The sequence below is a fragment of the Penaeicola halotolerans genome (genome assembly GCF_016464625.1).
In the GTDB taxonomy this organism is placed as follows: Bacteria; Bacteroidota; Bacteroidia; order Cytophagales; family Cyclobacteriaceae; genus Penaeicola; species Penaeicola halotolerans.
Genome location: NZ_JAEAGO010000004.1, coordinates 273227 through 298866 on the forward strand (window position 1 = coordinate 273227; position 25640 = coordinate 298866).

The window sequence follows — 25640 nt, forward strand, 5'->3', positions numbered from 1 at the left end:
TTAAAAATAGAACTAATTTGACTAATTTTCGGCTGTGAAAAGGTTTTTTTTAGTATTTCTGTGTACAATCTTCCTTTTGGCTTGCAAAGAAAGCAAGACACCCAAAGGGCTCGTTCCATCTGATAAAATGGTGTCAGTCTTAATAGACATCCACCTACTCGAATCAAAGTTAGGGATGCTATCAATCACGCGTGACTCTGCGCAGGTTTTGTATAAGGAACTCGAGAAAGAAATATTTCAAAAACATCAGGTCGAGGAAGCTGTTTATAGGAGGAGTTTTACTTACTACATGGAAGATATCCAAGCGATGGATAAAATCTACGATGCTGTCATAGACTCCCTCAGTGATGAGAACAGTAAGAATAAAGTGAATAACAAAGAACTGGAAGTGCAATAATTTGCGCTTTTCTTTTTACTACCTACATGCAATTATACCCCCAAAATTTAGAATCAAAGATCGGCTTTGATAAAATCAAAGAATTACTTCGCGCAGAGTGTCTCAGTATATTAGGGACTAGATTTGTAGATAAAGTTGCTTTTTCGGATGATTTCAAATTGATCTCTAAACTGCTTGAGCAGACCGAGGAGTTTAGAAGTATCATTGTTTCAGGGGAGTTTTTTCCGGAGAGTAATTTTATTGATATCAATCCTTACTTAGAAAAAGCTAAAATAGAGGGGAGCTTTTTATTAGAGGAAGAGTTGCATGAGGTGAAGCTTGCTTTGAGCACACTACATAAGTGCTTGCGATTTTTTGAAGGAAAAGAAGAAGCATATCCTCAGTTGTATCAATTATCTGGAGCGATTCTTTTTGAAGATAATCTGCTCAAGGCAATAGAGTCTAAAATAGATGAAAAGGGACATGTTCGAAACAATGCATCTCGTGAACTAGCAGAAGTAAGGAGTAGACTGAGCAGCTCTCAGGTGAGACTCAGAAAAGTGCTCGATCAGATCATGCGCACCGCGAGAGAGCAAGGCTATACACCCGATGATGCTTCGCTAACAATCAGAGGTGGTCGGATGGTTATTCCCGTATTAGCAGAGCACAAGCGTAAACTTAAAGGTTTCATACATGATGAGTCTGCTACAGGTCAGACGGTCTTCATGGAGCCAGCTGAAGTCCTTGATATCAATAATGAAATTAAGGAGTTGGAGTATCTAGAGAGAAGAGAAATCAATAAGATTTTGACGGCTCTGACCAATCAGCTTAGACCTCATATTCAAGATTTGAGGAGGGCTTTTTACTTTTTAGGTATGATGGACTTCATCAGAGCCAAAGCGCGTCTAGCTCTCAAGCTCAATGCAAGCCTACCTAAGCTAGAAAAGACAAGAGTGATAGAGTGGTATGATGCTAGACATCCACTGCTCATGCTCAGCCTCTCGCAACAAGGAAGAAGTATCGTACCACTGAATCTGGCACTCAATCATAATAAGCGTATACTGATGATCTCCGGTCCAAATGCTGGAGGTAAATCTGTTACACTTAAAACAGTTGCACTCATTCAGTATATGCTTCAAAGTGGTTTATTAGTACCACTAGCAAGTCACTCTACTGTAGGGATATTCCAAAACATCTTCATAGATATAGGAGATGAGCAGTCTATAGAAAATGACCTCAGTACCTATAGCTCTCACTTGCATAGCATGAAGTTTTTTACTCAGTTTGCTGATAAAAAGACCCTGTTTTTAATTGATGAATTTGGTACAGGAACGGAGCCAGCTTTTGGTGGTGCTATCGCAGAAGCGATTTTAGATCAGCTCAGTGGCTCAGGTGCCTTTGGAGTAGTGACTACCCACTATGGCAATCTCAAGCAGATGGCTAATAATAATCCTAACCTGGTCAATGGTGCCATGCGTTATGATGTGGATAAACTAGAGCCTTTGTACGAGCTGGAGATAGGTAAGCCAGGAAGTTCTTTTGCACTAGAAATTGCTCGAAAGATAGGGCTCTCTGGAAAGATCATCGAAGAGGCTAAGTCGAAAATTGGAGATGAGCGAGTCAATTATGATCGTCTTTTGACCAAGCTAGAAAATGAAAAAGGGAGACTGGCTGCTATGACTAAAGAAGCTAGTAAGAAGGAAGTCTTGCTAGCAAAGCAAATGGAAGAGTATGCTTCACTCAAAAAGTCAATAGATGCGCAACGAAAAACACTCATCAATGATGCTAAGATTGAGGCCAAGCGACTACTCCAAGAGGCTAATCAAAAGATAGAAAAGACGATCAGAGAGATCAAAGAGAAAAAAGCAGATAAAGCACAAACCAAAGAGGTGCGCAGTCAACTTCAGCAATATGAAAAGTCACTGAAGCCAGAGGCTAAGCCTATCGAGAATGCACCCGATGTGAAGGTTTTAGATGGACCTATTGAGATAGGAGACCATGTTCGTATCAAAGATAATGGTGCCATAGGAGAGGTTCTAGGTGTCAAAGGAAAGGATGTAGAATTACTGATAGGAGACTTAAAGACTAATGTCAAGCTTAGCAGACTGGAAAAAGTCTCCAAAAAAGAGGTAAAAAAACAGACAACGAGGGTGAAGACAAACTTTGATAGTACCAAAAAGATGATGGATTTTAGTTCGAATCTAGATCTGAGAGGTAAGCGTGGTGAGGAAGCACTCTTTGAAATCCAGCAGTTTGTAGATGAAGGCTATATGCTAGGGCTGAGAGAACTTAGGATCGTTCATGGCAAGGGGGATGGAATCCTTAGAGAAATTTGTAGAAACTTACTTCACAAAATGCCAAACGTCAAGAGGTTTCAAGATGAGCATGCAGATAGAGGTGGCGCTGGAGTGACGCTAGTAGAGCTTAAATAGTGTAAACAAAAATAGCAGCCCTTTTCAGAGCTGCTATTTTATGATTTTTTAATATCCTTAGTTAGATGCTGGTCTTAAATTAAATACATACTGACCATCTATCGTAGCAGTTTGGAAGCTTCCTGAACCAGACTGAGGTACTGTAAATTGTAGTCTAAGGGAAGTTGAAGAGTTAGAAATGGCAATTTCTCGTCCAGCAGCTGCTCTGCTTCCCGTAAGTTGGATAGCTTCAAACTCTGTACCTACAAAACTCCAAGAGCCAGAAGCGTCAAATAGATCTCCTCCACCAGTAGTCGTATAAGTTAAGTTTGAGCCGCTTTTAGTAAAAGTAATGCTAAATGACTCATAAAATGAAGTAATGCTGACACCATCTTTTGTAGCATTACCACCAGAGATTGTCCAAGTCAGTGATCCCTCTGCTGTGAGCAATTGCTCTGCGATTTCTTCAGGGGTAGGTGTGTCGTCTTCCGATCCACAACCTGCAAAAAGAAATAGAGACAAGGTTAATAGGCTGAATAGTTTGATTGCTTTCATCGATTAATTAAGTAATTGTAGGACAAAGAAAATATAATAAGGATAAATCTATCAATTATTTCCTTATTTAAAGTCTAAGATGTTAATTTTTTCTTCACAAAAATCATATTCTCTGAGTTCATTTGAAGCGACTATGACCAGACGATTTTCACGATATTTTTTGATAAGCTCTTGATACCAAGAGGTACCTTCCGCATCTAGATTAGCTGTAGGTTCATCTAAGAGTAGGATAGGGCTATTGCTCAAGATGGATAGACAAAGTTTCACACGCTGCTTCATGCCTGATGAAAACTGCTTGATAGGTCTATCAATAGCATCTTCTAGATAGGCTATTCTTGGGATATCCTTTATATTGATGCTAGACTGGGCTTGCTTAAATTTAAAATGAAAATCAAGTGTTTCTGCTAAAGTAAATTCTTCGATCAACTCAAGATAGGGTGCTGCATAAGCTATATACTGATAGATATTCTCCTCAGTGACTTCTTTTTGATCGATAAGGTATTTTATCTGACCTTCACTTGCAGGCATGGATCCAGCGATTACTTGCAGTAGTGTAGATTTACCACTGCCATTTGGGCCTATTATAGCATAAGATTTGTCTGCTGACAGCTCTATATTGAGGGATTTGAATATCCACTCAAATCGATACCTTTTAGAAAGAGCTGTAAGGGCTATCTTGACCATGATTAATTGCCATATCCCTTCATCACACCTCTATCTGAGGTTCTGATGAAGTTGATGATTTCATCGCGTTCTTTAGAAGGTGGTAGGTCTAGCTCGATCATTTCTAGTGCCTTGGCATGATTGTACCCTCTCAAAAAAATATAACGATAGACCTCTTGGATCTGATTGATGACATCATTTGTATAGCCTCTTCTACGAAGACCTACTGAGTTGATACCCGCATAGCTTAGAGGTTCGCGAGCAGCTTTTACATAAGGAGGAATATCTTTTCTGACTAGTGAACCACCACCTATGTAAGTGTGAGCACCTATTTTGGCAAACTGCTGCACTGCACAAGCACCACCAAATATGGCATAATCATCCACCAAAACGTGACCTGCTAACTGAGTAGAATTGCCGATGATGATATTATTTCCCAAAATACAGTCATGACCTAAGTGTACATAAGCCATGATGAGGCAGTTTTTGCCTACGACTGTTTTATACTTATCTACAGTACCCCTATTGATCGTGACACACTCTCTGATGGTAGTATTATCTCCGATCTCTACGGTAGTTTCTTCCCCAGCAAACTTCAGGTCTTGTGGAACCGCTGATATCACGGCTCCTGGGAATATTTGACAGTTTTTGCCTATTCTAGCACCAGGCATGATCGTGACATTGGAAGCGATGTAAGTGCCGTCTCCTATTTCTACATTTTCATGTATAGTGGAAAATGGATCAATGGTGACATTATTTCCAATTTTGGCTGCTGGGTGTATATATGATAAGTTGTGTTCCATGTATCTGGTATTTTGAAAAGGCTCCTTAAAGATCCTTTCTAACGATGCTTGCAGTCATGACTGCTTCACATACTAAATTGTTTCCTACAAAAGCTTGACCTTTCATCTTAGCAATACCTCTTTTGATAGGTGCAAGTAGCTCACACTTGAATACAAGCGTATCGCCAGGCATCACCATTTTTCTAAAGCGGCAGTTTTCTATTCCCAAGAAGTAGGTCCAGTAGTTTTCTGGATCTGGTACCGTGCTCAAGACTAATATACCTCCTGTTTGTGCCATAGCCTCTACTTGTAGGACTCCTGGCATGACAGGATTTCCAGGGAAATGCCCTTGGAAAAACGGCTCATTCATGGTCACATTTTTGACGCCAGCTACTGTGAGTTCATCTAGATGGAAAATCTTGTCAATCAACTGAAATGGATACCTATGAGGTAAGATATTACTTATTTGATTGATGTCTAAAACTGGAGGAAGCTTAGGATCATAATGCGGTATATGCGTAGGGCCTAGCTTTTCCATGAGTCTTTTGATTTTCTTTGCAAAGGCTACATTGGCAGCATGACCTGGTCTCGCTGCTAGAATCTGAGCCTTCAGAGGACGACCTACTAGTGCTAAATCTCCGACTACATCAAGAAGCTTATGTCTGGCAGGCTCATTTTTATGTCTCAACTCTACATTGTTGAGAATCCCCTCTTTTCTGACTTCTACCTTTGGCTTATTAAATAGACCAGCTAAGTGGTCTAGCTCATCATCTTTGACTACACGATCTACGATCACGATGGCATTGTTGAGGTCACCACCTTTGATGAGGTTTTGCTTGTGAAGCATCTCAAGCTCATGTAGGAAACAGAAAGTTCTGCTAGAAGCGATCTCTTCTTTGAAATCACTGATATGATTGAGTGATGCATGCTGAGAACCGAGTACTGGAGAGTTGTAATCCACCATCACAGTGACTCTGTAGGTATCTAGTGGAAGTGCTGCTAGCTCTACATTTCTCTCTGGCTCCTTATAAAAAATACTTTCAGGAATCTCAAAGAAGTTTCTTAGGGCATTTTGCTCTTCCAGTCCTACTTGCATGATCGCATCGATAAACATCGCTGAGCTACCATCCATGATTGGAGGCTCAGGTCCATCTAACTGGATGAGGATATTGTCAATCTCAAGACCTACTAGTGCAGCAAGCGTATGCTCTACAGTGAATACTCTAGCTCCACTTTGTTCGATAGTCGTACCTCTCGAGAGATCTACTACATTGTCTACATCTGCATCTATGATAGGTTGACCTTCTAGGTCTATTCTTTGAAATTTTATTCCGTGATTAGGTTTTGCAGGCATAAAAGTCATATTGGCTACTACGCCAGTATGCAGGCCTACACCAGAAACAGTAACAGGTTTGAGAATGGTATGCTGTTTTATTTTCATTGCGTATTGATCAACTTGCTTTGGTCTAAGGGGTCAAATTTAGGACTTTTTTTCTAGTTCTTTTAATCGCTGTTCTAAATCAGGCAGTTTCTTAAAAAGTACGTATGATTTCATGTAATCTTTGATCTCAAAGCCAAGGGTACCCATAAGCGTAAGCCCTTCTTTTTTATGACTACGAGATACGCCCGCTTTAGCAGCTATGATAGTTTTATTAGGAATTTCTATATGTCCAGCAGCTCCTACTTGCCCACCTATGATGACGTTTTTACCCACTTTCGTTGAACCAGATATACCTGCTTGAGCAGCGATTACAGTATTTTCACCAACTTCTACATTGTGTCCAATTTGGATGAGATTATCCATTTTAACCCCTTTTCTGATGATGGTGGCGTTGAGTGTAGCGCAGTCGATCACCGTATTGGCTCCGATGACTACATCGTCTTCTAGGATGACATTACCTAGCTGAGGAATGGCTTTATAGCTACCATCAGCTTGAGGCGCAAATCCAAAACCGTCACTACCGATCACAGCGCCAGAGTGGATCACACAGTTGCTACCAATGACTGTATCTGCATAGATTTTTGCTCCTGCAAATAGGGTAGTGTTATTACCTATTTTGACATTGTCTCCTATGTAGACATGCGGATAGATTTTAACATTTTCTCCGATTTCACAATTTTCCCCGATGTATGAAAAAGCTCCTCTGTAGTGTTTGTCTCCAATTTTACTGCCAATAGCCATGTAGGCAGGCTCCTCTACACCTACTTTGCTTGAAGCATTCATAGCAGCATAGGCTTCCAGAAGTTTCGAGAAACTAGTATAAGGATCAGCTACCTTAATTAGGGTAGTTTGTATTTTTTTAGTGGGTTTGAAGTCATTGGCCACGATCACAGCACTAGATCCTGTCTCGTAGATATAAGGCTCATATTTAGGATTGGAAAGAAAGGAGATGCCACCTTTGCTTCCTTCTTGGATTTTATCTAGTCGATTTACTTTTTCCTCAGCGTTCCCTTCTATCACTCCCCCAAGTATTTCAGCTATTTGTTTGACCGTAAACTCCATTCAATTGATATTAAGAAATTATGTCTACAAAATTAAGTTTTTAGCCCAGCAAACGTAATATTTCTTCACGATTTTACTCATTGCTTTGATATTGGGCAGATCTGATGCTTCTCCCACCTCAATTACCTTGCCCTTTTTGGTCAAAATATTGATGCTATTCTCATTGTGTAAGTAAGCAGCATTGCTCATCGATCCACTGATCATAAAGTACAAGAGCTCTTGCTGGCTGATGCCGAGTTTTTTACGGGTTTTAGCAGCCAATTTATCTAACTCATCTTGCGTAAAAGGCTCACTGCTGATTTGTATTTTAAATAGTTTTCTAGCCAGTAGCATCTTACTGATATTTGAAAGAATAAGGTCTGGATGCTCTTGCCATATCTTGATCGAAGCCCAGATATCATAGTCGTCTAGTGCAGCAAAAGTGTCTAAGACATTAGGGTCTTTGATGAAATCTTCCCGAGTGTAATTACCTGACAAAAACTTGTTAAAAGCAGGTGTAGCGAAGAGCTTTTCATCTGATTCAGTGAGTTGCTTTGCTCGTGTGATGAGTTGGATGATCATCTTCTCTGCGCTTACGGTAGTTTTGTGCAGATACACTTGCCAGTACATGAGTCTTCGAGCGCTGAGGAAGTTTTCTATGCTGTAGATTCCTTTCTCCTCTACTACGATCTGGTCATCTACGATATCGAGCATTTTGATGATCCTATCCGCTCCGATAGTACCTTCTGATACACCTGTGAAAAAACTATCTCGCTGTAAGTAGTCTAGCCTATCGATATCCAATTGACTAGATACCAGCTGATGAAAAAACTTTCGCTCATACTGATTACTAAATATCTTGATGGCTAAACTCAATTTGCCATCAAACTCATCGTTGAGTCTATGTTGAAGCTGCTCAGAGAGAAACTCATGATTGACATCATTGAGCAGGGTAAATTCCAAAGCGTGAGAAAATGGACCGTGTCCAATGTCATGAAGTAGGATAGCAATCAGTGTCGCTTCATACTCTTCCGCATTGATTTTGTGACCTTTTCCTCGAAGGTTACTGAGAGCAATGCCCATCAAGTGCATAGCGCCTATCGCATGGTGAAATCTTGTATGAAGTGCACCTGGATAGACCATGTCTGTTAAACCCAGCTGTCGTATTCTGCGTAACCTTTGGAAGTATGGATGTTCGATGATACTAAAGATAAGTTCACTCGGTATCGTGATAAACCCATATACAGGATCATTTAGGATTTTTTGACTTTTCAAGTAGCAAATGTTTTAGGTATCCTTATTGCTTGATTTCAAAATTATTAGATTTAAAGGAATAAATAAGATTTATGCAAAGATTTAACATACTATGGGCAGATGATGAGATAGAGCTTTTGAAGCCACACATCATGTTTTTGGAACAAAAGGGCTATAAAGTGACTGGTGTTAATTCTGGTGCTGATGCTTTAGATATCATTGATAATCAAAACTTTGATGTCGTATTTTTAGATGAGATGATGCCTGGTATGACTGGCCTAGAGACGCTTCAGCAAATCAAAGTACTCAAACCGCAAGTGCCAGTAGTGATGATCACCAAAAGTGAGGAAGAACATATCATGGAAGATGCCATAGGTTCTAAGATTGCTGATTACTTGATCAAACCACTGAATCCTAATCAAATACTGCTATCTGTTAAAAAGATCCTGCAAAATAAGCAACTGGTTAGTGAGAAGACCAATATGAGCTATCAGCAGGACTTCCGAAATATCAGTATGGAACTAGGCGATGATTTAGACTACGAAGAGTGGATCAATATTTACAAAAAGTTGATCTTTTGGGATCTCGAGATCGATAGTACGACCAATAAAAGCATGCAAGAAGTCTTAGAAATGCAGCTCTCTGAGGCCAACTCAACTTTCGGAAAGTATATCAAAGAAAACTATGAATCTTGGCTCAATGATAGCGAGGTCAATAAGCCGCTGCTTTCTCATCAGGTGATGAAGAAAAAAGTTTTCCCTGAAATCAAGGCGGGGAAGTCTCTGTTTTTTATTGTGATTGATAATTTACGTTTTGACCAATGGAAGGTGCTAGAACCTATGATTTTGGAGCATTTTCATTTAGAAGAGGAGAGTGCTTATTTTTCTATCTTACCGACCACGACTGCGTTTGCTCGAAATGCGATTTTTAGCGGAATGATGCCTCTAGAAATGTCTAAAAAGCATCCACAACTATGGGAAAATGAAGATACAGACGAAGGTAAAAACAATAATGAAGAAGAGTTTTTAAAACTGCACTTACAAAGAGCTGGTATCAAATCTAAGTTTAGCTACCACAAAGTCATTCATGTCAATCAAGGGAAGCAACTTCTAGAGCAGCTTCCTAATTTGGTTCATAATGAACTCAATGTGATGGTATACAATTTCGTAGATATGCTGTCACATGCACGAACAGATCTACAAATGATTCGAGAATTAGCTCCTGATGAGTCTGCCTATCGTTCGCTTACCAAGAGTTGGTTTGAGCACTCTCCACTTTTCGATATGCTCAAAAAAATTGCAGATCTAGGTCAAAAAGTGATCATTACCACAGATCACGGAACAGTGCGTGTGAATAAGCCTTACAAGATCGTAGGAGATAGAAATGTCAGCACTAACCTGCGTTATAAGCAAGGTAAAAATCTCAATTATGAGTCAGGAAAAATCATGGAAGTGAGAAAACCCGAAGCTCTACACTTACCTAAGCTAAATGTGTCATCTTCTTATGTTTTTGCGGTGGAGGACTATTTTTTTGCTTACCCTAACAACTACAATTATTATGTGAATTATTTCAAGGACACTTTTCAGCATGGAGGAATTTCCCTAGAAGAAATGATCGTGCCGATAATTTCCTTAAATTCACGTAAAAATTCGGTTTAGGAATTGAAACAAATAGTAAGTAAAGGTCTTGACGACTTGCCTGATGTAGCTCGACAAATCATAGCAGCTGCACGGGATAAAAAAGTTTGGGTGTTTCATGGAGAGATGGGTGCGGGTAAGACCACTTTGATCAAAGCCATCGCTTCTGCCTTTGAGATAGAGGATATCGTACAAAGTCCCACTTTTTCCTTGGTCAATGAATACCGTAACAAGCAAGGCGCTACTTTCTATCATTTTGATTTTTATAGGATAGCTGATGAAGAGGAGGCCATGCAGATCGGTGTGGAGGAGTACTTGGACTCTGGACATTATTGCTGGCTCGAATGGGCATCTTTGATACCGAATCTTTTGCCTGATGCACTTTTGATGATCAAAATATCATTAAATCAATCAGGTCACCGTATCATAGCACTAGAGCATTATGACTAAAAAGCAGCGTCAAAGTATGTCTGAGTTGGCTAAGGAATCCAGCTTATATCCTCAAGAGGCACTCATGCCGATCAAGGAAAAGAATAAGTCGCTCCAAATAGGCATGCCTAAGGAGATAGCAATGCAAGAAAAACGGCTCGTGCTCACACCTGAGGCAGTAGGTCTACTTACTAGTAATGGGCAGAGAGTCATCGTGGAGTCTGAAGCAGGACTTCCTTCAAGATATACTGATAAGGATTACAGCGAAGCAGGTGCGCAGATCTGCTACTCTCCAGAAGAGGCTTTAGAATGTGAGCTCGTAGTCAAAGTAGAGCCTCCTACCATTGAGGAGATCGACAAGATGAAAACAGGAGCTACTTTGATTTCAGCCTTGCAAATGGGCAATCAAGTACCCGAGTTTATCAAAGCGCTTAATCAAAAGAAAATAACAGCTATAGGATTTGAGCTACTGGAAGATAAAGTAGGTGGTATGCCAGTAGTAAGAGCAATGAGTGAAATCGCAGGCAGTACGGTGATGCTCATCGCAGCAGAATATCTCAGCTCAGTGAATAATGGCAATGGACTTATCCTAGGTGGTATCACTGGGGTGGTACCTACTCAAGTCGTGATCATAGGAGCGGGTACAGTCGCAGAGTATGCAGCTCGTACAGCTTTGGGACTAGGCGCACAAATCAAGATATTTGATAATCACATATACAAACTGAGAAGGATCAAGCACCTTCTCGGACAGCAAGTATATACCTCTACCATTGATTCACTTACACTGGGGGAGGCACTCAAAAATGCAGATGTAGTCATAGGAGCTCTGAGAGCAGAAAAAGGCAGATCAAAAGTAGTCGTCAGTGAAGAGATGGTCTCTTGTATGAAGCCTGGATCTATCGTCATAGATGTAAGTATCGATCAAGGAGGCTGTGTAGAGACTTCAGAACTAACAAGCCATGCGCGACCAATTTTTAGAAAATATGATGTGATTCATTACTGCGTGCCAAATATCCCTTCTAGAGTATCTCGTACCGCTACGATGGCGCTAAGCAATATTTTCACACCGATCATTTTGCAAGCGGCTGATGTCGGAGGGATCAATGATATGATCTTTACCTATAAGTGGTTTATGAATGGTGTATACACTTATAAAGGAAGCTTGACAAATGCTAATCTGGGTAGGAAATTTAATATGCCACACAAAGAACTACAGCTCTTGATGGCTGCAAGGTTTTAGAAAATAAAAGGGGACTTCTAAGTCCCCTTTTATTTTATTTGATCTTCCAGACGATAGTGATTTCATCTGTGATGTCGAGAGCTTTAGCTTCGATAGAAGGGCTCATCTTCATAGCAGCCATATCAAATGATGCGCGTGGAGCTATTTGAGATTCGCCATAGTGTCTCACTTGATGAATCGCTGTTGAGCTGATGCCTAATCCTTCAAATATCACGTTGCCTTTTTCTTTAGCATCTGCGATGGCCATTTGTAGCAATTGTTTTTTGATAGCTGCTTTCTTTTCATCACTTAGTGTAAAATTAACGCTCATATTATTCGACACGTTTTTGCTGATGACAGCTACAGCTTTTTCTAGATCTTTTTGGACATTAGGAAATGTAAAGCTGATAAGTTGAGAGGCTACAAATCCACTATCCTTCATGTTATTGTTGCGATAAATGCGATTTGGTACAACAGAATAGTTACTTGTAGTAAGTTGTTCCTTTTTAAATCCAGCCTTGATCCATTCTCTTTCAAGTTTGGCTACTGATGCGTTGAGTTGCTTGGTCGCAGCATCTGCATCAGCCTGTATATTAGCCATTTCTATTTGAAATACTGCCAAATCTGGCTTAACTGAAAGTTTAGAGGTTCCCCGTACTTCGATCGTGCTGACTTCCTGAGAAGTGTTTTGTCCTACAGCTTGAATGTAGAGTAGCCCGATCAATCCCATCAATAGCGTTAGCTTTTTCATGATTTTTATGATTTAGTTTAAAAATATAGACGCTTATCCCAATTACTGCGCCAAATCTTGCGCTTAAAGAATGGTTAGCGCAAAGAAAAAAGCAGTTGTCAGATTATCAATTATTTATAAAAAGAGGGAATAAATAAAGGCTCCAAAGGAGCCTTTAATTTTAAGTGATTTGTTTTATTTCAGTTTTGCTAAGCTTTCTTCGAGTGCTTTGATCTTCGCTTCCGCATCAGCTTGTTTCTTTTTCTCATTGGCTACTACCTGCTCTGGAGCTCCACTGACAAACTTTTCATTACTGAGTTTTTTCATCACAGAGTTGAGAAATCCCTTAGTGTACTCTAGTTCAGCAATGATGTTAGCTTTTTCTTCCTCTAAGTTCACTTCACCAGCCACTGGAATAAAAAACTCATCTCCTTTGATCACAAAGCTTAGTGAATTGGCAGCTTCATCTCCGAAGCTGATACTTTCTACATTTGCGAGCTTAGTAATGATATTCTGATATTGAATATACTTGTCTTGCTGTGTAGTTTTGATAATCAACTCAAGCTCTACCTTCGGAGATATGCCTTTAGACGCACGGATATTTCTAATCTGCGATACTACTTCAAAGGTCAATTCCATGCCTTGGATATCAGCAATATCAAATGCCCGTGCACTTGGCCAATCAGCGATGATCAAGCTCTGATCTATGCTGCGCTCCTTGATCTGATGCCAGAGTTCTTCCGTGATAAATGGCATGAATGGATGCAAGATTTTCAACAGCTGCTCAAATATCTCAATAGTCTTGTCATAAGTCTGCTGATCTATAGGCTGCTGATAGGCAGGCTTGATCATCTCAAGGTACCAAGAGCAGAAATCATCCCATACAAGCTTATAAGTAGTCATAAGCGCATCAGAGATTCTGAATTTATCAAAGTGCTCTTCTATCTCACTCAGTGCTTGATTCAGTCTATTCTCAAACCAGCTAATCGCTGCCGCATTGTGGCTACCATCTAGCTTGGGATCTATTTCCCAACCTTTGACCAGTCTGAAAGCATTCCAGATTTTATTGCTAAAGTTTCTTCCTTGCTCGACTAGTTTTTCATCAAAAGGCAAATCGTTTCCAGCAGGGGAGGAGAATAGCATGCCCGTACGAACGCCATCTGCTCCATATTGCTCGATCAGATCGATTGGGTCTGGTGAGTTGCCGAGTGATTTAGACATTTTTCTACCTTGTTTATCTCTAACAATTCCTGTGAGATAGACATTTTTGAATGGCATCTGTCCACGGTACTCATAGCCAGCCATGATCATACGGGCTACCCAGAAGAATAATATTTCTGGTGCAGTCACAAGGTCATTGGTAGGATAGAAGTACTTGATATCTTCATTCTCTGGATCTTTGAATCCATCGAAAACTGAAATCGGCCATAACCAAGAAGAGAACCATGTATCAAGAACATCCTCATCTTGTCTTAAGTCTTTGATCGTCAGTGTAGCATCATATTTCTCTTGTGCGATAGCTAGTGCTTTCTCAGGAGAGTTGGCTACTACGATCTCACCGCTAGGGAGGTAGTAAGCTGGAATCCTGTGTCCCCACCATAGCTGACGAGAGATACACCAGTCCCGGACGTTTTCCATCCAGCTACGGTACATGTTTTTAAACTTAGCAGGGTGAAGTTGGATCTGATCATTCATCACATTTTCTAGTGCCGGCTTGGTGATTTGATCCATTTTCAGAAACCACTGCAGAGAAAGCTTAGGTTCTATAACAGCATCTGTTCGCTCAGAGTGACCGACATTAGACATGTAGTCTTCTTCCTTGACCAGTTGGTCTACTTCAGCTAGTAGCTTGGCTATCTTCTTTCTAGCGATGAAGCGGTCTTCACCCACTAGTATTTGAGCTTTTTCGTTGAGCGTACCATCATCATTAAGGATATCAATGACCTCTAGCTTATGTCTGAGTCCTATTTCATAGTCATTGAGATCGTGAGCAGGCGTGACTTTGAGACAGCCTGTACCGAACTCCATGTCCACATAGTCATCTTCTATGATTGGAATGCTTTTATTGATCAAAGGAATGATCGCCCGTTTACCTTTGAGATGCGTGAATCGGCTATCATTTGGATTGATACAAATGGCTACGTCAGCCATGATGGTCTCTGGACGTGTAGTTGCTATTGTCAGGAAATCCTGAGTACCTTCTATTTGATATTTGATGTGATAAAGCTTAGAGCGTACTTCTTTGAAGATAACTTCATCATCGGATAGCGCAGTTTTTCCTTTAGGATCCCAATTGACCATACGGATGCCTCTGTAGATTTGTCCTTTATTGAACAAGTCAACAAATACATCGATGACAGCAGCACTGAGATCTTCTTCCATGGTGAATCGCGTACGATCCCAATCACAGGAAGCCCCTAGCTTTTTGAGTTGCTCTAGGATGATACCGCCATATTTTTCCTTCCATTCCCAAGCATGCTTGAGGAAGTCTTCACGGCTGATATTTTTCTTATCGATACCTTTTTCTTTGAGCATAGCGACTACCTTGGCCTCTGTAGCAATGGACGCATGGTCTGTGCCCGGAACCCAGCAAGCCTCCATACCTTTCATACGTGCTCTTCTGATGAGTACATCCTGGATGGTGTTATTAAGCATATGCCCCATGTGAAGTACTCCAGTGACATTAGGTGGAGGAATCACGATGGTATAAGGCTTTTTCTCGGGATTGGCTTTGGCTTTGAAGAAACCATTGTCCAGCCAATACTGATACCATTTGCTCTCTGTTTCTTGTGGATTGTACTTTGTAGCTATCGACATGATATAATATATAATTCTGAATGCTCTATGAAGGCACAAAAATAAGGGAAAAAATGATTATGGCCTTGTCGTTACTTAAAGGAAAGGGAAATTTTAAAGCAGTGGTTTAATTTTTATAAAGCTACTAAAGTCTTATTTTTGCGCAACACTAACAGTTTAGAGATGACGAACGCGAATGACCCTTCCTTAAAAACATGGGTACAAGTCCCTAAAGGATCAGATTTTCCAATTCAAAACTTACCTTTTGGCATTTTTAAAAACAAGCGACTCAGTCCTAGAGCTGGGGTTGCTATTGGAGATAAAATAGTAGATTTAGCTGTTTTGCAAGAGGAAGGCTTTTTATCAGCACTTCATTTACCTGATGCGATATTTTTAGGTGAAAGCCTCAATGACTTCATAGAACTTGGTAGGCCTGTTACTAAAAAAGTACGTGAACGCGTATCAGAGTTGCTAAGAGAAGATAATGAAGAACTCAGAGACCATCAGTCACGAGGCAAGGTTATGGTCAATAGAAAAGAAGCAGAAATGCTCATGCCTGTCAAAGTGGGGGATTATACTGACTTCTACAGTAGTATGGAGCATGCAACCAATGTCGGCAGTATGTTTCGAGATCCAGCGAATGCTCTTTTGCCAAATTGGAAGCACTTACCAGTAGGCTATCATGGTAGAGCCTCTTCTATCATACCTTCTGGGGTGAATATTCACCGGCCTAAAGGTCAATATAAGACTCCTGACATGGATGCGCCACAGTTTGGCCCATCACGAAAGATGGATATGGAGTTGGAGATGGGTTTTATTACATGTAAGCCAACCAAACTTGGTGACAGTATCACAACAGCAGAAGCAGAGGAACATATATTCGGTTTTGTCCTATTCAATGATTGGTCAGCGAGAGATTTGCAAGCATGGGAATACGTACCTCTTGGGCCTTTCTTAGGAAAAAACTTTGCTTCTTCGATGTCTCCTTGGATCGTTACCTTAGATGCTTTAGAGCCGTTTAGAGTAGCGGGGCCAAAGCAAGACACTCCTGTTTTACCTTACTTGGCTTTTAAGGGAAATAAGAGTTTTGATATCAAGCTAGAGGCTTACTTAAAACCAGAAGGTGGCAAGGATAATCTAATTTGCCAGTCAAACTTCAAGTACATGTACTGGAATATAGCTCAGCAACTAGCCCATCACACCGTCAATGGCTGTAATATCAACGTGGGAGACTTGTATGCTTCAGGTACGATTTCAGGGCCTACTGAGGATAGCTTTGGTTCATTACTCGAGCTCAGCTGGAATGGTACCAAGCCACTAAAGCTAGCAGATGGTACAAAGCGAAGCTTTATGGAAGATGGTGATACCATCACGCTGAAGGGCTACTGTGAAAAAGATGGCGTAAAAATAGGCTTCGGTGAAGTCACAGCAACTTTACTTCCTGCAAAGTAAAACGAAAAAGGCACCTAATGGTGCCTTTTTATATTGAAATGACCTTAAGATTTCACCTGTTTTTTAGCTACTTTATCTCTAAGGTAGCTAACTGCTTGCTCGTAATTAGTGCTCTCATGATTACTCATATTGTAGAGAATCGGACCAGGTAGTTGTACTGTAAGGTGTTTAAACTCTTTTGAGTTAGCCTTGATGATTTCTTCTTTCCAAGCTGCTATATCTGTGATAGGGAACTGCCTTTTGACGCCTTTAAGTGGGACTCGGATCGATATTTTGCCTTTTCCTAATGTCAAAAATCGAATGTTGCTCATTAATTTGATCAAAACGAAAACAGCTGCTAATGTTAGTAAGGTAGCTAAGCCAATATACACATAGATCGGCCAAGTCTGTACAGTGTAAAAGTGTCTGAGCAGCCACATCACTCCTATGGAAAATAATATAGCCAAAAATGTCAAAAGAAAAATGACATTTGCTTTGGGCTTGCAGATGATCATAGTGTTTGGTTTAGGTTTTTGAGATAGTCTCGTGCAAAAATAACAAGTTCGGGGAAAAATGCATTAAAATCTTTGGTCAACTGATTTTCATGTTTGATGAGTGCTAGGTGTGCGTTTTCCATTCCAGAATCAAATGTAGTCCTACGTGCCAGTCCGCTAAGGGAGCGTTTGATACCCTCATGAGTGCCATAGTGTAGTAGCCAGTTTTGAGGGATCATATAGCTGAGCATGTGTTTGGCTTCTACAGGGATGATTTGATTAAATTTCATGAGCTCTTTATAGACTTCTTGAGTGTATTGAGCCAAAGCTGTAGTATGATAGGTTGACCAATTTGTCGCTAAAAAATAATCGTAAAACACGTCTATGACTACACCAGCATAGTGTCTGAATTCTTCTCTGATAAGAGATTTACTCCCGCTGACTATTGGATGCAGATCGGTATATTCATCTATGGCACGATGCAGTTTAACGCCTTTCACTATCTCAGCCTCAAACTGTTCCTCAGGATTTCCTTTGATGAAATCACCTAAGAAATTACCCACCAATATTTTCGGTTGGTCAAAGGAAAGATAGGCATGTGCTAAAAAATTCATTATTTCTTTTTAATTGATGAACAGGTCAAGATACTCATTAGTTTTGAACTCAAATCGAATAGTATGCAGGGAATCAGAGATCAGATCAAAAAACTTCAGGATTTGCTTAAAATCGAGAAGGAAGAAGATCTGTCGCAATATAAAAAAAGGCATCTCACGTATAGTTTTGAAGAAAAACGCAAAAGTGGTGTGTGCTGGTATCCAATTCAGATCAAGCGTCAGCTGGCAAGTCTTGGAGATAAAACCCTCATCGAAATCGAACGCACTCAAGGAGTCAATGAAAAGCATGCTTTTAATTCTGGTAAACTCGTAAGTCTTTTTGTCAATACTGGGGGAAAGCAAGATTCTCGAAGCTCAGTCAATGGGGTGGTGAATTATGTAAAAAATAACACCATGACCATCACACTCAATACAGATGATCTACCTGAGTGGATAGATGATGGCAAATTGGGCTTGGACTTACTTTTTGATGAGGCCTCATACAGAGAAATGGAGGCTGCGCTAAAAGACCTCCAACAAAGTAAAAACGAAAGGCTCAATCACCTTAAAGAAGTGCTTCTTGGTGAGCGAGAGGCTAGTTTTCAACAGCTGACACCGTTCAAAGTACCTCAATTAAATGATCGCCAAAACGCAGCCCTGCAAAATATCTTACAAGCGGAAGATGTAGCGATCATTCATGGTCCTCCTGGCACTGGTAAGACGACTACTTTGGTCTACGCGATCCTGAAAACGCTTGAGTCGGAGTCTAAAGTGATGGTCTGCGCGCCAAGTAATGCTGCTACAGATCTACTCGTAGAGAAACTTACGGAAATGGACGTGGAGGTACTAAGGGTAGGTCATCCAGCACGTGTGACAGAGAGTCAACTTAATCAGACCATTGACGTCAAAATCTCAAAGCATGCTACTTATAAAGACCTCAAGCAAGTCAGGAGAAAGTCAGAAGAGCTAAAAAGTATAGCCAAAAAATACAAACGCCAATATGGCTATGCAGAGCGTCAGCAGCGATCTATGTTACTCGATGAATCGCGCAGATTGAGAGAAGAAGCAGAGATGTTAGAGCATTATATTGTTCAGGACTTGCTAGGTAAGACGCAAGTAATAGCCTGTACTTTAGTAGGTGCTACAAGTCAGCTAATCAGACATTTGAAGTTTCAGACTGTCTTTATCGATGAAGCAGCTCAGGCACTAGAGCCGGCTTGTTGGATACCGATCATGAGAGCACAGCGAGTGGTCTTGGCAGGTGATCACTGTCAGCTACCGCCCACCATTAGATCTATAGAAGCAGCTAGGGGCGGGCTAGCAAAGACACTTTTCGAAAAAGTAATTGGAAAAGGTACTGTAGATGTGATGCTAGAGGTTCAGTATCGCATGCCTGAGATGATTATGGAGTTTTCGAGTAGGTCTTTTTATCAAGGTAGATTGCTCGCACATGATAGTGTCAAAGATCAGTCACTAAGGCCTGGAGAGGTACAGCTAGAGTTTATCGATACTGCTGGCTGTGGGTTCACAGAGAGTATAGATAAGGAGACTCTCAGTACTCAAAATATAGAAGAAGCCAATCTAGTATTGAAGCAATTGAATGCTTTGGTAAGAGAACTTGGGCTGAAGCAAATTCAAGAGGAGCGTATCAGCTTTGGATTGATCGCGCCATACAGGGCACAGATCAGCTACCTAAGCACACAAGTCTATGATACCTTTGAGTATCCTAATCTGAAATCGTTAGGAGAAATACTCGTCATAGATACGGTAGATGGTTTTCAGGGGCAAGAGCGGGATGTGATTTTTATCAGTTTAACTCGCTCTAATAGCAGTGGAGAGATTGGTTTTTTGGCGGAGACGCGAAGGATGAATGTGGCCATGACGAGAGCAAAGAAAAAAATGGTGGTCTTCGGTGATTCGGCCACACTCTGTAGTCATGAGTTTTATAGTGATTTTGTAGACTTCACCCAATCAAATGCAGGGTATAGGAGTGCTTATGAGTTGATGGAGTTTTGAAGGATATAAGTATCTGATGATTTTGAGAAAATAGTATCTATTTTTAGATTATTTCGTATAGTTTAAATATATTTAAAATATGTTCAGTGATATTTAATCTATTCAACTATTCTGTTAAAGATCACAAATTCACTTTTGTCTCAACTTAAATACTATCAAAATGCTAACTAGATCAAATTTCGGAAAGCTTCTAACAGCCTCAATGGTTGTGGTATTGGTCTTCATTTCTGCTTTAGTATCTTTTGCGCAAGCGCCTTCAGATCTCAAAGAATTTAAAATCCTCATCGAAGAAACTGATAATGGTATAAAAATGATCAGTGAAGAGGGTACTGCATGGAAGGAGTTGAGTTTTAAGTTTGATAAAAAGAAGCCTCATCTGATTGATGCATACGGAGTGACAACTCTAGATGAAATGCCTGTCAGAGAAGCTTCGGTATATGCTGATTTTCAGTTTACTATTGTAAAGGAAAAGGACAGAATAGTTTTAAAAAGCAATGAAGGCACAGCGTGGAAAGAGTTGAGTTTTTCATTTGCTAAAAATGGTCGTCAGCGAATCAATCAATTCGGAACGGCTTCAGTGAAGTAATTTAATCCCAAAAACTTGATAAGAAAGACTGAATGTCCTTTGATGTTCAGTCTTTTATTTCTTTATAGCAACAATATACATGACACGGATTGTACAGTATTATTTTGGTAGATCATCAACAAAGCACTTTTCGTATCGGGAGTTCTAGGAGTAATTTGGTACGTTAAATTTTTGAAGAAAAAATATAAATGCTTAAAAAGGAAATCCATATTGTTTTTGGTAGCTCAAAGAAATCTAATCTTTTAAGAAGTAGGGATTTAGCACTTTCAGCAGAACAAGTAATTGATCTCAGTGATGACCTGATGATCGGTCCTATTGCTGATCTTGAACAGAAATCGGGAGTTGAAGCTAGGAAAAAGTGGCTAGGAGAAACTACTTTTTGTCATTTCGCTATTGAGCATGTTATCAATCAGGTAGAGGAGGATGTCTCAAAGACTAATGCTGTAAAAAAAGCACTTGAAAAAGGAGCAAAAATTCACATCTGGTCTGGGCGCGACACCATTGACCGTTTGGGAACATCACGCTTAATTTATGAGATCCGTGATTTCAGCGAGCAGATTAATATCCTCGATGTTCCTTCAGATTTTAAAGTTAGGGCAAGATTAGGACATGAGTTTCATCCACGCTCACTTGTTGTTTTAAATGCTGATCAAATCCCTTTGTTAATTCCATACTTTAAAAAGTTAGATCAAAACAGCTGCAATAAATTAATCAGTTTGTGGGATCGGATGATAAAAGAAAAAGGGTTTTTGAGAGTAGCAGGTTCTGATGGGGAGATTAACTCACAAGAAGAAAACTATTTTGATGACGCGCTACTTTTCAGATGTCCTAATGAGTTTGTCAGCTCAGCACGAGTAGTAGGAGAGACATTGGTTGATATTAATTTTGAGATTTATAATGATGAGATACTCAATTGGCGATTAATCACATTAGCTAAAGAGCAGAAAATTGATTTTATAGGGGAATTACGCTGTATGAGAGATTATCATGTGAGGCGTAAGGCTTGATAGCTTTTTATTCATTAAATTTTTTCACTTTTTTAGTTTTAGCACCTCTGCCAATATTTTTTCATTGGCTGCGGCTATGAAGTCGTAGTTTGCAGTATGATCAAAGATGACATCATCAAGTGAGTTACCAGAGAGATCAGTCAGCAAAACCCCAGCATTTTTTGCGATGGGGTAAGCAAGCAAATTGTAAAAGTCAGATATTTTGCGTGCTTCGATCATCAGGTCAGCAGCTCCTCTAGCGATTTCGCAAAGTTCTATGCCTGAATTTTCAATAGCCCGAATATCCTTTACCGCTAAAAATACAGGTAAGCTGTAATCTAAGCTCGTTTGGGCAGCAGAATAGCCTGCTTTAAGGTAGGCATGTGCTTCTGATAATTTGTGTACTTGCTGATTAGAGGAGATTTGATAGGTGTTTTGTAGACGAGAGGACTTGAAATATGACTTGCCTAACTGTGTATAATAGATGTCTCCTGAAAAATATCCACCAATGAAGCTAAAGAAAAGCGATCCAAAAGTAGCGTCAGAGTCCGCAGGTGCGGCAGCCAAGCAGAAACAGGGGTCACCGACACCTCTATCCCAATTGCGAGAGCCATCTACGGGATCTATGTAGAGATTAGTTTTAGCGGATTTGACTAGGAGTGGTTCGAAACCCTCCATGTAGATATTATAAGGTTGAGTAGTTGCAGCTTTTTTGATCAACTTATAGGCTAGATAGTCAATAGAATGAGTGTCTTTTACGCCTACTTTCTCATGATAAGTCAGTCCGACAAAGCCTCTATCTTTTAGCTGATCAAAAAGGTTCTTTTTCAGTTGAGAAAAAAGTGTTTGTGAGAATACTAATAGCTGTGCTTCCATCATCCAAAACTAAGCAAATCGATGGAAATATGCTGAAACTAAAAAAGAGGTACTTTTGAAGTGCCCCTTTTTTAAGGTTGTGTGGTTTTGTTTGTCTTAGTTCTTTGGAGTCACTACAGCATCTACTACGTGGATCACACCATTTGACTGGTTGACGTCAGCGATAGTGATTTTTGACATGTTGCCATTTTCATCCTTTAGCACTAGGTTTTTGCCATCTTGCATTACCCATAGCTTGCCACCGCTCACAGTAGCGAGTTCTGCATAGCCTTCACCCTTTTTCACTAAAGCTTGAATGTCTTTAGCATTTAGTTTACCAGCTACTACGTGGTAAGTAAGGATTTGAGTGAGTAATCCTTTGTTTTCTGGCTTCAAAAGTGTCTCTACAGTACCTGCAGGAAGTGCTTCAAAGGCACTGTTAGTCGGAGCAAATACTGTGAAAGGACCAGCTGACTGAAGTGTCTCGACTAGACCAGCTGCTTTTACAGCGGCTACTAGAGTGGTGTGATCTTTAGAGTTTACCGCATTGCTGACGATATCTTTGGTAGGGTACATTGGAGCACCACCTACTTCAACTGTTTTCTGTGCTTGAGCACCAAATCCGATAAATAAAAGTCCTGCTACGAGGAATGAGAAAATTGTTTTTTTCATGACTGATTAATGTTTTAGATTGTTTGCAGTCATGTACGCTGATAAGTCACAGTTCAGATTTTCAGCCTATCAATAAAATTTTAACCAGTTGATTTTCAGTGGTTAATTATTATTCAGTTGTTGTCGCTGTCTGTATTTGTAGCTAAGGTAAGAAAGTACATCTCCAAAGGTATTGATACTTTTCATGGTGTCAGCTGGCACTTCTCTTCCTTTTAGTCTCGCTAATAGTAGTCCATAAACTCCGTTGATACAGATTTGGATTTCATTGTTGATTTGTCCCTTGGCTTCAGTAGCATGTTGTATGATATGAAGCTTAGCCTGATCATAGATTTGTCTATAATTCGGGTCAATTTTAATCAGATCCCAGTGGAGTTGCGCGAGCTCTTGCACATATTTTTGTACACTGCTTAGATGACCTTTTTCTACGATTGCTTCCTCTTTCATCTGCTGAGCAATGTCTTTATACCATTTGATATTGGCTTCTTTTTCCTCCTCTGAGACAGGGAAATGCTTGACTACATAAGCTCGGATGTCTTGGGTGTTGAATTCAAAGGCTCTGATGAGGTCTTCTGTCTGATACATGAATATGATGTACTCAGAGATATTATTTTGCTTTTTTTGATTGGCTATTTTCATTTTGAGCAACACTGATCTACGTAGCTGCAATTTACTATTTCTTTGAGGATGGACAATTTTCTCTTTTGTGAACTGAAAAAATAATTGAGCGAAAACCAAATGCTTAAATATTGAGTCATGCTCATAAAATCCTCTATGTATTGCTGTGCTGTTGAGGGATTATTTGTACTTTTGCGCTAATTATGAACATGGATAAAATAAGAAATTTCTGTATCATCGCTCACATCGATCACGGTAAGAGCACGCTGGCCGATAGACTTTTAGAGTTTACGCAGACGGTGACAGAGCGTCAGATGCAGAATCAGCTGTTGGACAATATGGATCTGGAGCGTGAGCGTGGTATTACCATCAAGTCTCATGCGATTCAGATGAACTACAAGTATAAGGGCGAGACCTATGTACTCAATTTGATTGACACTCCTGGTCACGTAGACTTTTCGTATGAAGTGTCTAGATCTATCGCTGCTTGTGAGGGTGCTCTACTTATCGTAGATGCTTCTCAAGGTATCGAAGCTCAGACAATCTCTAACTTATATTTGGCTTTGGGGCATGACCTAGAGATCATTCCAGTACTTAATAAAATTGACCTGCCAGGGGCTATGCCTGAAGATGTGGCAGATCAAGTCGTAGACTTATTAGGTTGTGATAGAGATGAGATCATCCATGCTAGCGGTAAGGAAGGTATCGGTATAGAAGATATCCTCAATGCCATCGTAGAGCGCGTGCCAGCCCCAAAAGGAGATCCAGATGGTCCGCTTAGAGCTATGATTTTTGACTCTGTGTTCAATTCTTTTAGAGGGATTGAAGTTATCTTTAGAATATTTAACGGTTCTATCAAAAAAGGAGATAGGATCAAATTCATGAATACGGGCAAAGAATACGATGCTGATGAGATCGGTGTTTTGAGACTTTCGCAAGATCCTCAGCAGGAGATGAGTGCTGGAAATGTAGGCTACCTCATCTCTGGTATCAAAGTAGCCAAAGAAGTGAAAGTAGGTGATACGATTACACATGTACACAGACCTACAGAAAAAGCTATTCAAGGATTTGAAAACGTTAAACCGATGGTTTTTGCGGGAATTTATCCTGTAGATACTACGGAGTTTGAGGAGCTGCGTGCTTCGATGGAGAAGCTTCAGCTCAACGATGCCTCACTTGTATGGGAACCAGAGACCTCAGCAGCCTTGGGATTTGGATTCAGATGCGGATTCTTAGGTATGCTCCATATGGAGATCGTACAGGAGAGACTAGAGCGTGAGTTTGACATGACGGTGATTACCACAGTACCTTCAGTGCAGTTTCATGCGGTGAAGACCAATGGAGATATCACTAAAATCAATGCTCCTTCGGATATGCCTGAGCCAAATACAATCTCTCATATCGAAGAGCCTTTTATCAAAGCGCAAATCATCACTGCAGCGGAATATGTTGGGCCGATCATTTCCCTTTGTATGGATAAGCGTGGTTTGATGAAAAATCAGGTTTACCTAACCACAGATAGGGTAGAGTTGACGTTTGAGATGCCACTAGCAGAGATTGTTTTTGATTTCTTTGACAAACTAAAAACCATCTCGAGAGGATATGCTTCACTGGATTATGAGTTGATCGGATTTAGAAGATCTACCATGGTCAAGCTAGATGTGATGCTCAATGGTGAGAAGGTCGATGCACTATCAGCTATTGTCCATAGAGACAAAGCCTACGAATGGGGTAAGCGTCTCTGTGAAAAATTGAAAGAATTGATCCCTAGACAGATGTTTGAGATTGCTATCCAAGCCTCAATAGGAACTAAAATCATTGCTAGGGAGACTGTAAAAGCACTTCGTAAAAACGTATTGGCTAAATGCTACGGAGGTGATATCTCTCGTAAGAGAAAGCTCCTAGAAAAGCAGAAGAAAGGTAAGAAGAGAATGCGCCAAGTAGGAAATGTGGAGATACCACAGGAAGCCTTCATGGCCGTACTTAAGCTAGACTAAGCTCAAGAGAATCAACATAAGGCGCAGTATCCCAAAAAGATAACTGCGCTTTTCAATTTTA

The 25640-nt window shown here is 40.3% G+C and carries 23 protein-coding genes; 10 read left to right on the forward strand and 13 right to left on the reverse strand.

Going from position 1 to position 25640, the window contains the following annotated elements:
• The first annotated feature begins 34 nt into the window (after positions 1–34).
• The gene (locus I5349_RS12155) at positions 35–397 is read left to right on the forward strand and encodes a DUF4296 domain-containing protein (protein ID WP_226391041.1); all 363 of its coding nucleotides are present in this window, start codon (positions 35–37) and stop codon (positions 395–397) included.
• 26 nt (positions 398–423) lie between these two features.
• On the forward strand, positions 424–2808 hold the full coding sequence (locus I5349_RS12160; protein WP_226391042.1) for an endonuclease MutS2: 2385 nt from the start codon (positions 424–426) through the stop codon (positions 2806–2808).
• Positions 2809–2865: 57 nt separating this feature from the next.
• Here I5349_RS12160 and I5349_RS12165 read toward each other — a convergent pair whose 3' ends face one another.
• The 6 genes from I5349_RS12165 to I5349_RS12190 all read right to left on the reverse strand — a co-directional run bounded on the left by I5349_RS12165 (position 2866) and on the right by I5349_RS12190 (position 8544).
• Entirely contained in the window at positions 2866–3342 is a 477-nt protein-coding gene (locus tag I5349_RS12165) for a hypothetical protein (protein ID WP_226391043.1), read from the reverse strand.
• A 63-nt stretch (positions 3343–3405) separates the two neighbouring features.
• Complete coding sequence (locus tag I5349_RS12170) at positions 3406–4026, reverse strand: ABC transporter ATP-binding protein (protein WP_226391044.1); 621 nt, start codon at positions 4024–4026, stop codon at positions 3406–3408.
• A 2-nt stretch (positions 4027–4028) separates the two neighbouring features.
• On the reverse strand, positions 4029–4808 hold the full coding sequence (gene lpxA / locus I5349_RS12175) for an acyl-ACP--UDP-N-acetylglucosamine O-acyltransferase (protein ID WP_226391045.1): 780 nt from the start codon (positions 4806–4808) through the stop codon (positions 4029–4031).
• Between the two features lie 25 nt (positions 4809–4833).
• Positions 4834–6228 carry a bifunctional UDP-3-O-[3-hydroxymyristoyl] N-acetylglucosamine deacetylase/3-hydroxyacyl-ACP dehydratase gene (locus I5349_RS12180; protein WP_226391046.1) on the reverse strand — a complete coding sequence of 465 codons (1395 nt, stop codon included), beginning with the start codon at positions 6226–6228 and terminating at the stop codon, positions 4834–4836.
• A 39-nt stretch (positions 6229–6267) separates the two neighbouring features.
• Positions 6268–7290: a UDP-3-O-(3-hydroxymyristoyl)glucosamine N-acyltransferase gene (gene lpxD, locus I5349_RS12185; protein WP_226391047.1), complete on the reverse strand. Its 1023-nt coding sequence runs from the start codon at positions 7288–7290 to the stop codon at positions 6268–6270.
• Positions 7291–7314: 24 nt separating this feature from the next.
• The gene (locus tag I5349_RS12190; RefSeq protein ID WP_226391048.1) at positions 7315–8544 is read right to left on the reverse strand and encodes an HD domain-containing protein; all 1230 of its coding nucleotides are present in this window, start codon (positions 8542–8544) and stop codon (positions 7315–7317) included.
• A gap of 71 nt (positions 8545–8615) precedes the next feature.
• Here I5349_RS12190 and porX point away from each other — a divergent pair, with 71 nt between their 5' ends.
• Genes porX through I5349_RS12205 form a run of 3 tightly spaced genes read left to right on the forward strand, consistent with a single transcriptional unit; the run spans position 8616 to position 11829 of the window.
• Entirely contained in the window at positions 8616–10181 is a 1566-nt protein-coding gene (gene porX, locus I5349_RS12195; RefSeq protein WP_226391049.1) for a T9SS response regulator signal transducer PorX, read from the forward strand.
• A 3-nt stretch (positions 10182–10184) separates the two neighbouring features.
• Positions 10185–10610: a tRNA (adenosine(37)-N6)-threonylcarbamoyltransferase complex ATPase subunit type 1 TsaE gene (gene tsaE, locus I5349_RS12200; protein WP_226391050.1), complete on the forward strand. Its 426-nt coding sequence runs from the start codon at positions 10185–10187 to the stop codon at positions 10608–10610.
• Positions 10603–11829 carry an alanine dehydrogenase gene (locus I5349_RS12205; protein ID WP_226391051.1) on the forward strand — a complete coding sequence of 409 codons (1227 nt, stop codon included), beginning with the start codon at positions 10603–10605 and terminating at the stop codon, positions 11827–11829. Before tsaE ends, I5349_RS12205 begins: the two co-directional genes overlap by 8 nt.
• 34 nt (positions 11830–11863) lie before the next feature.
• Here I5349_RS12205 and I5349_RS12210 read toward each other — a convergent pair whose 3' ends face one another.
• Positions 11864–12559 (reverse strand): SIMPL domain-containing protein, encoded by a 696-nt coding sequence (locus I5349_RS12210; RefSeq protein WP_226391052.1) that lies wholly within the window; start codon positions 12557–12559, stop codon positions 11864–11866.
• Positions 12560–12733: 174 nt separating this feature from the next.
• Positions 12734–15355, reverse strand: coding sequence for a valine--tRNA ligase (locus I5349_RS12215; RefSeq protein WP_226391053.1), 2622 nt, complete (start codon positions 15353–15355; stop codon positions 12734–12736).
• A gap of 162 nt (positions 15356–15517) precedes the next feature.
• On the opposite strand from I5349_RS12215, the gene fahA reads away from it, so the two are divergent.
• Positions 15518–16786: a fumarylacetoacetase gene (fahA, locus tag I5349_RS12220; protein ID WP_226391054.1), complete on the forward strand. Its 1269-nt coding sequence runs from the start codon at positions 15518–15520 to the stop codon at positions 16784–16786.
• 44 nt (positions 16787–16830) lie between these two features.
• Here fahA and I5349_RS12225 read toward each other — a convergent pair whose 3' ends face one another.
• Positions 16831–17280 carry a hypothetical protein gene (locus tag I5349_RS12225; RefSeq protein WP_226391055.1) on the reverse strand — a complete coding sequence of 150 codons (450 nt, stop codon included), beginning with the start codon at positions 17278–17280 and terminating at the stop codon, positions 16831–16833.
• Positions 17277–17873 (reverse strand): acyl carrier protein phosphodiesterase, encoded by a 597-nt coding sequence (locus I5349_RS12230; RefSeq protein ID WP_226391056.1) that lies wholly within the window; start codon positions 17871–17873, stop codon positions 17277–17279. The genes I5349_RS12225 and I5349_RS12230 overlap by 4 nt, the downstream gene beginning before the upstream one ends.
• 63 nt (positions 17874–17936) lie before the next feature.
• Here I5349_RS12230 and I5349_RS12235 point away from each other — a divergent pair, with 63 nt between their 5' ends.
• The 3 genes from I5349_RS12235 to I5349_RS12245 all read left to right on the forward strand — a co-directional run bounded on the left by I5349_RS12235 (position 17937) and on the right by I5349_RS12245 (position 21461).
• Entirely contained in the window at positions 17937–19868 is a 1932-nt protein-coding gene (locus I5349_RS12235) for an AAA domain-containing protein (protein WP_226391057.1), read from the forward strand.
• A 160-nt stretch (positions 19869–20028) separates the two neighbouring features.
• Positions 20029–20454: a hypothetical protein gene (locus I5349_RS12240; RefSeq protein WP_226391058.1), complete on the forward strand. Its 426-nt coding sequence runs from the start codon at positions 20029–20031 to the stop codon at positions 20452–20454.
• A gap of 188 nt (positions 20455–20642) precedes the next feature.
• Positions 20643–21461 (forward strand): DUF3658 domain-containing protein, encoded by an 819-nt coding sequence (locus tag I5349_RS12245; protein WP_226391059.1) that lies wholly within the window; start codon positions 20643–20645, stop codon positions 21459–21461.
• A gap of 24 nt (positions 21462–21485) precedes the next feature.
• Here I5349_RS12245 and I5349_RS12250 read toward each other — a convergent pair whose 3' ends face one another.
• From I5349_RS12250 to I5349_RS12260, 3 genes are all read right to left on the reverse strand, one after another.
• Positions 21486–22319 carry an inositol monophosphatase family protein gene (locus I5349_RS12250; protein WP_226391060.1) on the reverse strand — a complete coding sequence of 278 codons (834 nt, stop codon included), beginning with the start codon at positions 22317–22319 and terminating at the stop codon, positions 21486–21488.
• Between the two features lie 93 nt (positions 22320–22412).
• Positions 22413–22967: a fasciclin domain-containing protein gene (locus tag I5349_RS12255; protein ID WP_226391061.1), complete on the reverse strand. Its 555-nt coding sequence runs from the start codon at positions 22965–22967 to the stop codon at positions 22413–22415.
• Positions 22968–23069: 102 nt separating this feature from the next.
• A complete protein-coding gene (locus I5349_RS12260; RefSeq protein ID WP_226391062.1) occupies positions 23070–23633 on the reverse strand; it encodes a DUF4924 family protein in 564 nt (187 codons plus the stop codon).
• A 158-nt stretch (positions 23634–23791) separates the two neighbouring features.
• Between I5349_RS12260 and lepA the strand changes: the two genes are divergently transcribed.
• Complete coding sequence (gene lepA, locus I5349_RS12265; protein WP_226391063.1) at positions 23792–25579, forward strand: translation elongation factor 4; 1788 nt, start codon at positions 23792–23794, stop codon at positions 25577–25579.
• Positions 25580–25640 lie beyond the last annotated feature (61 nt).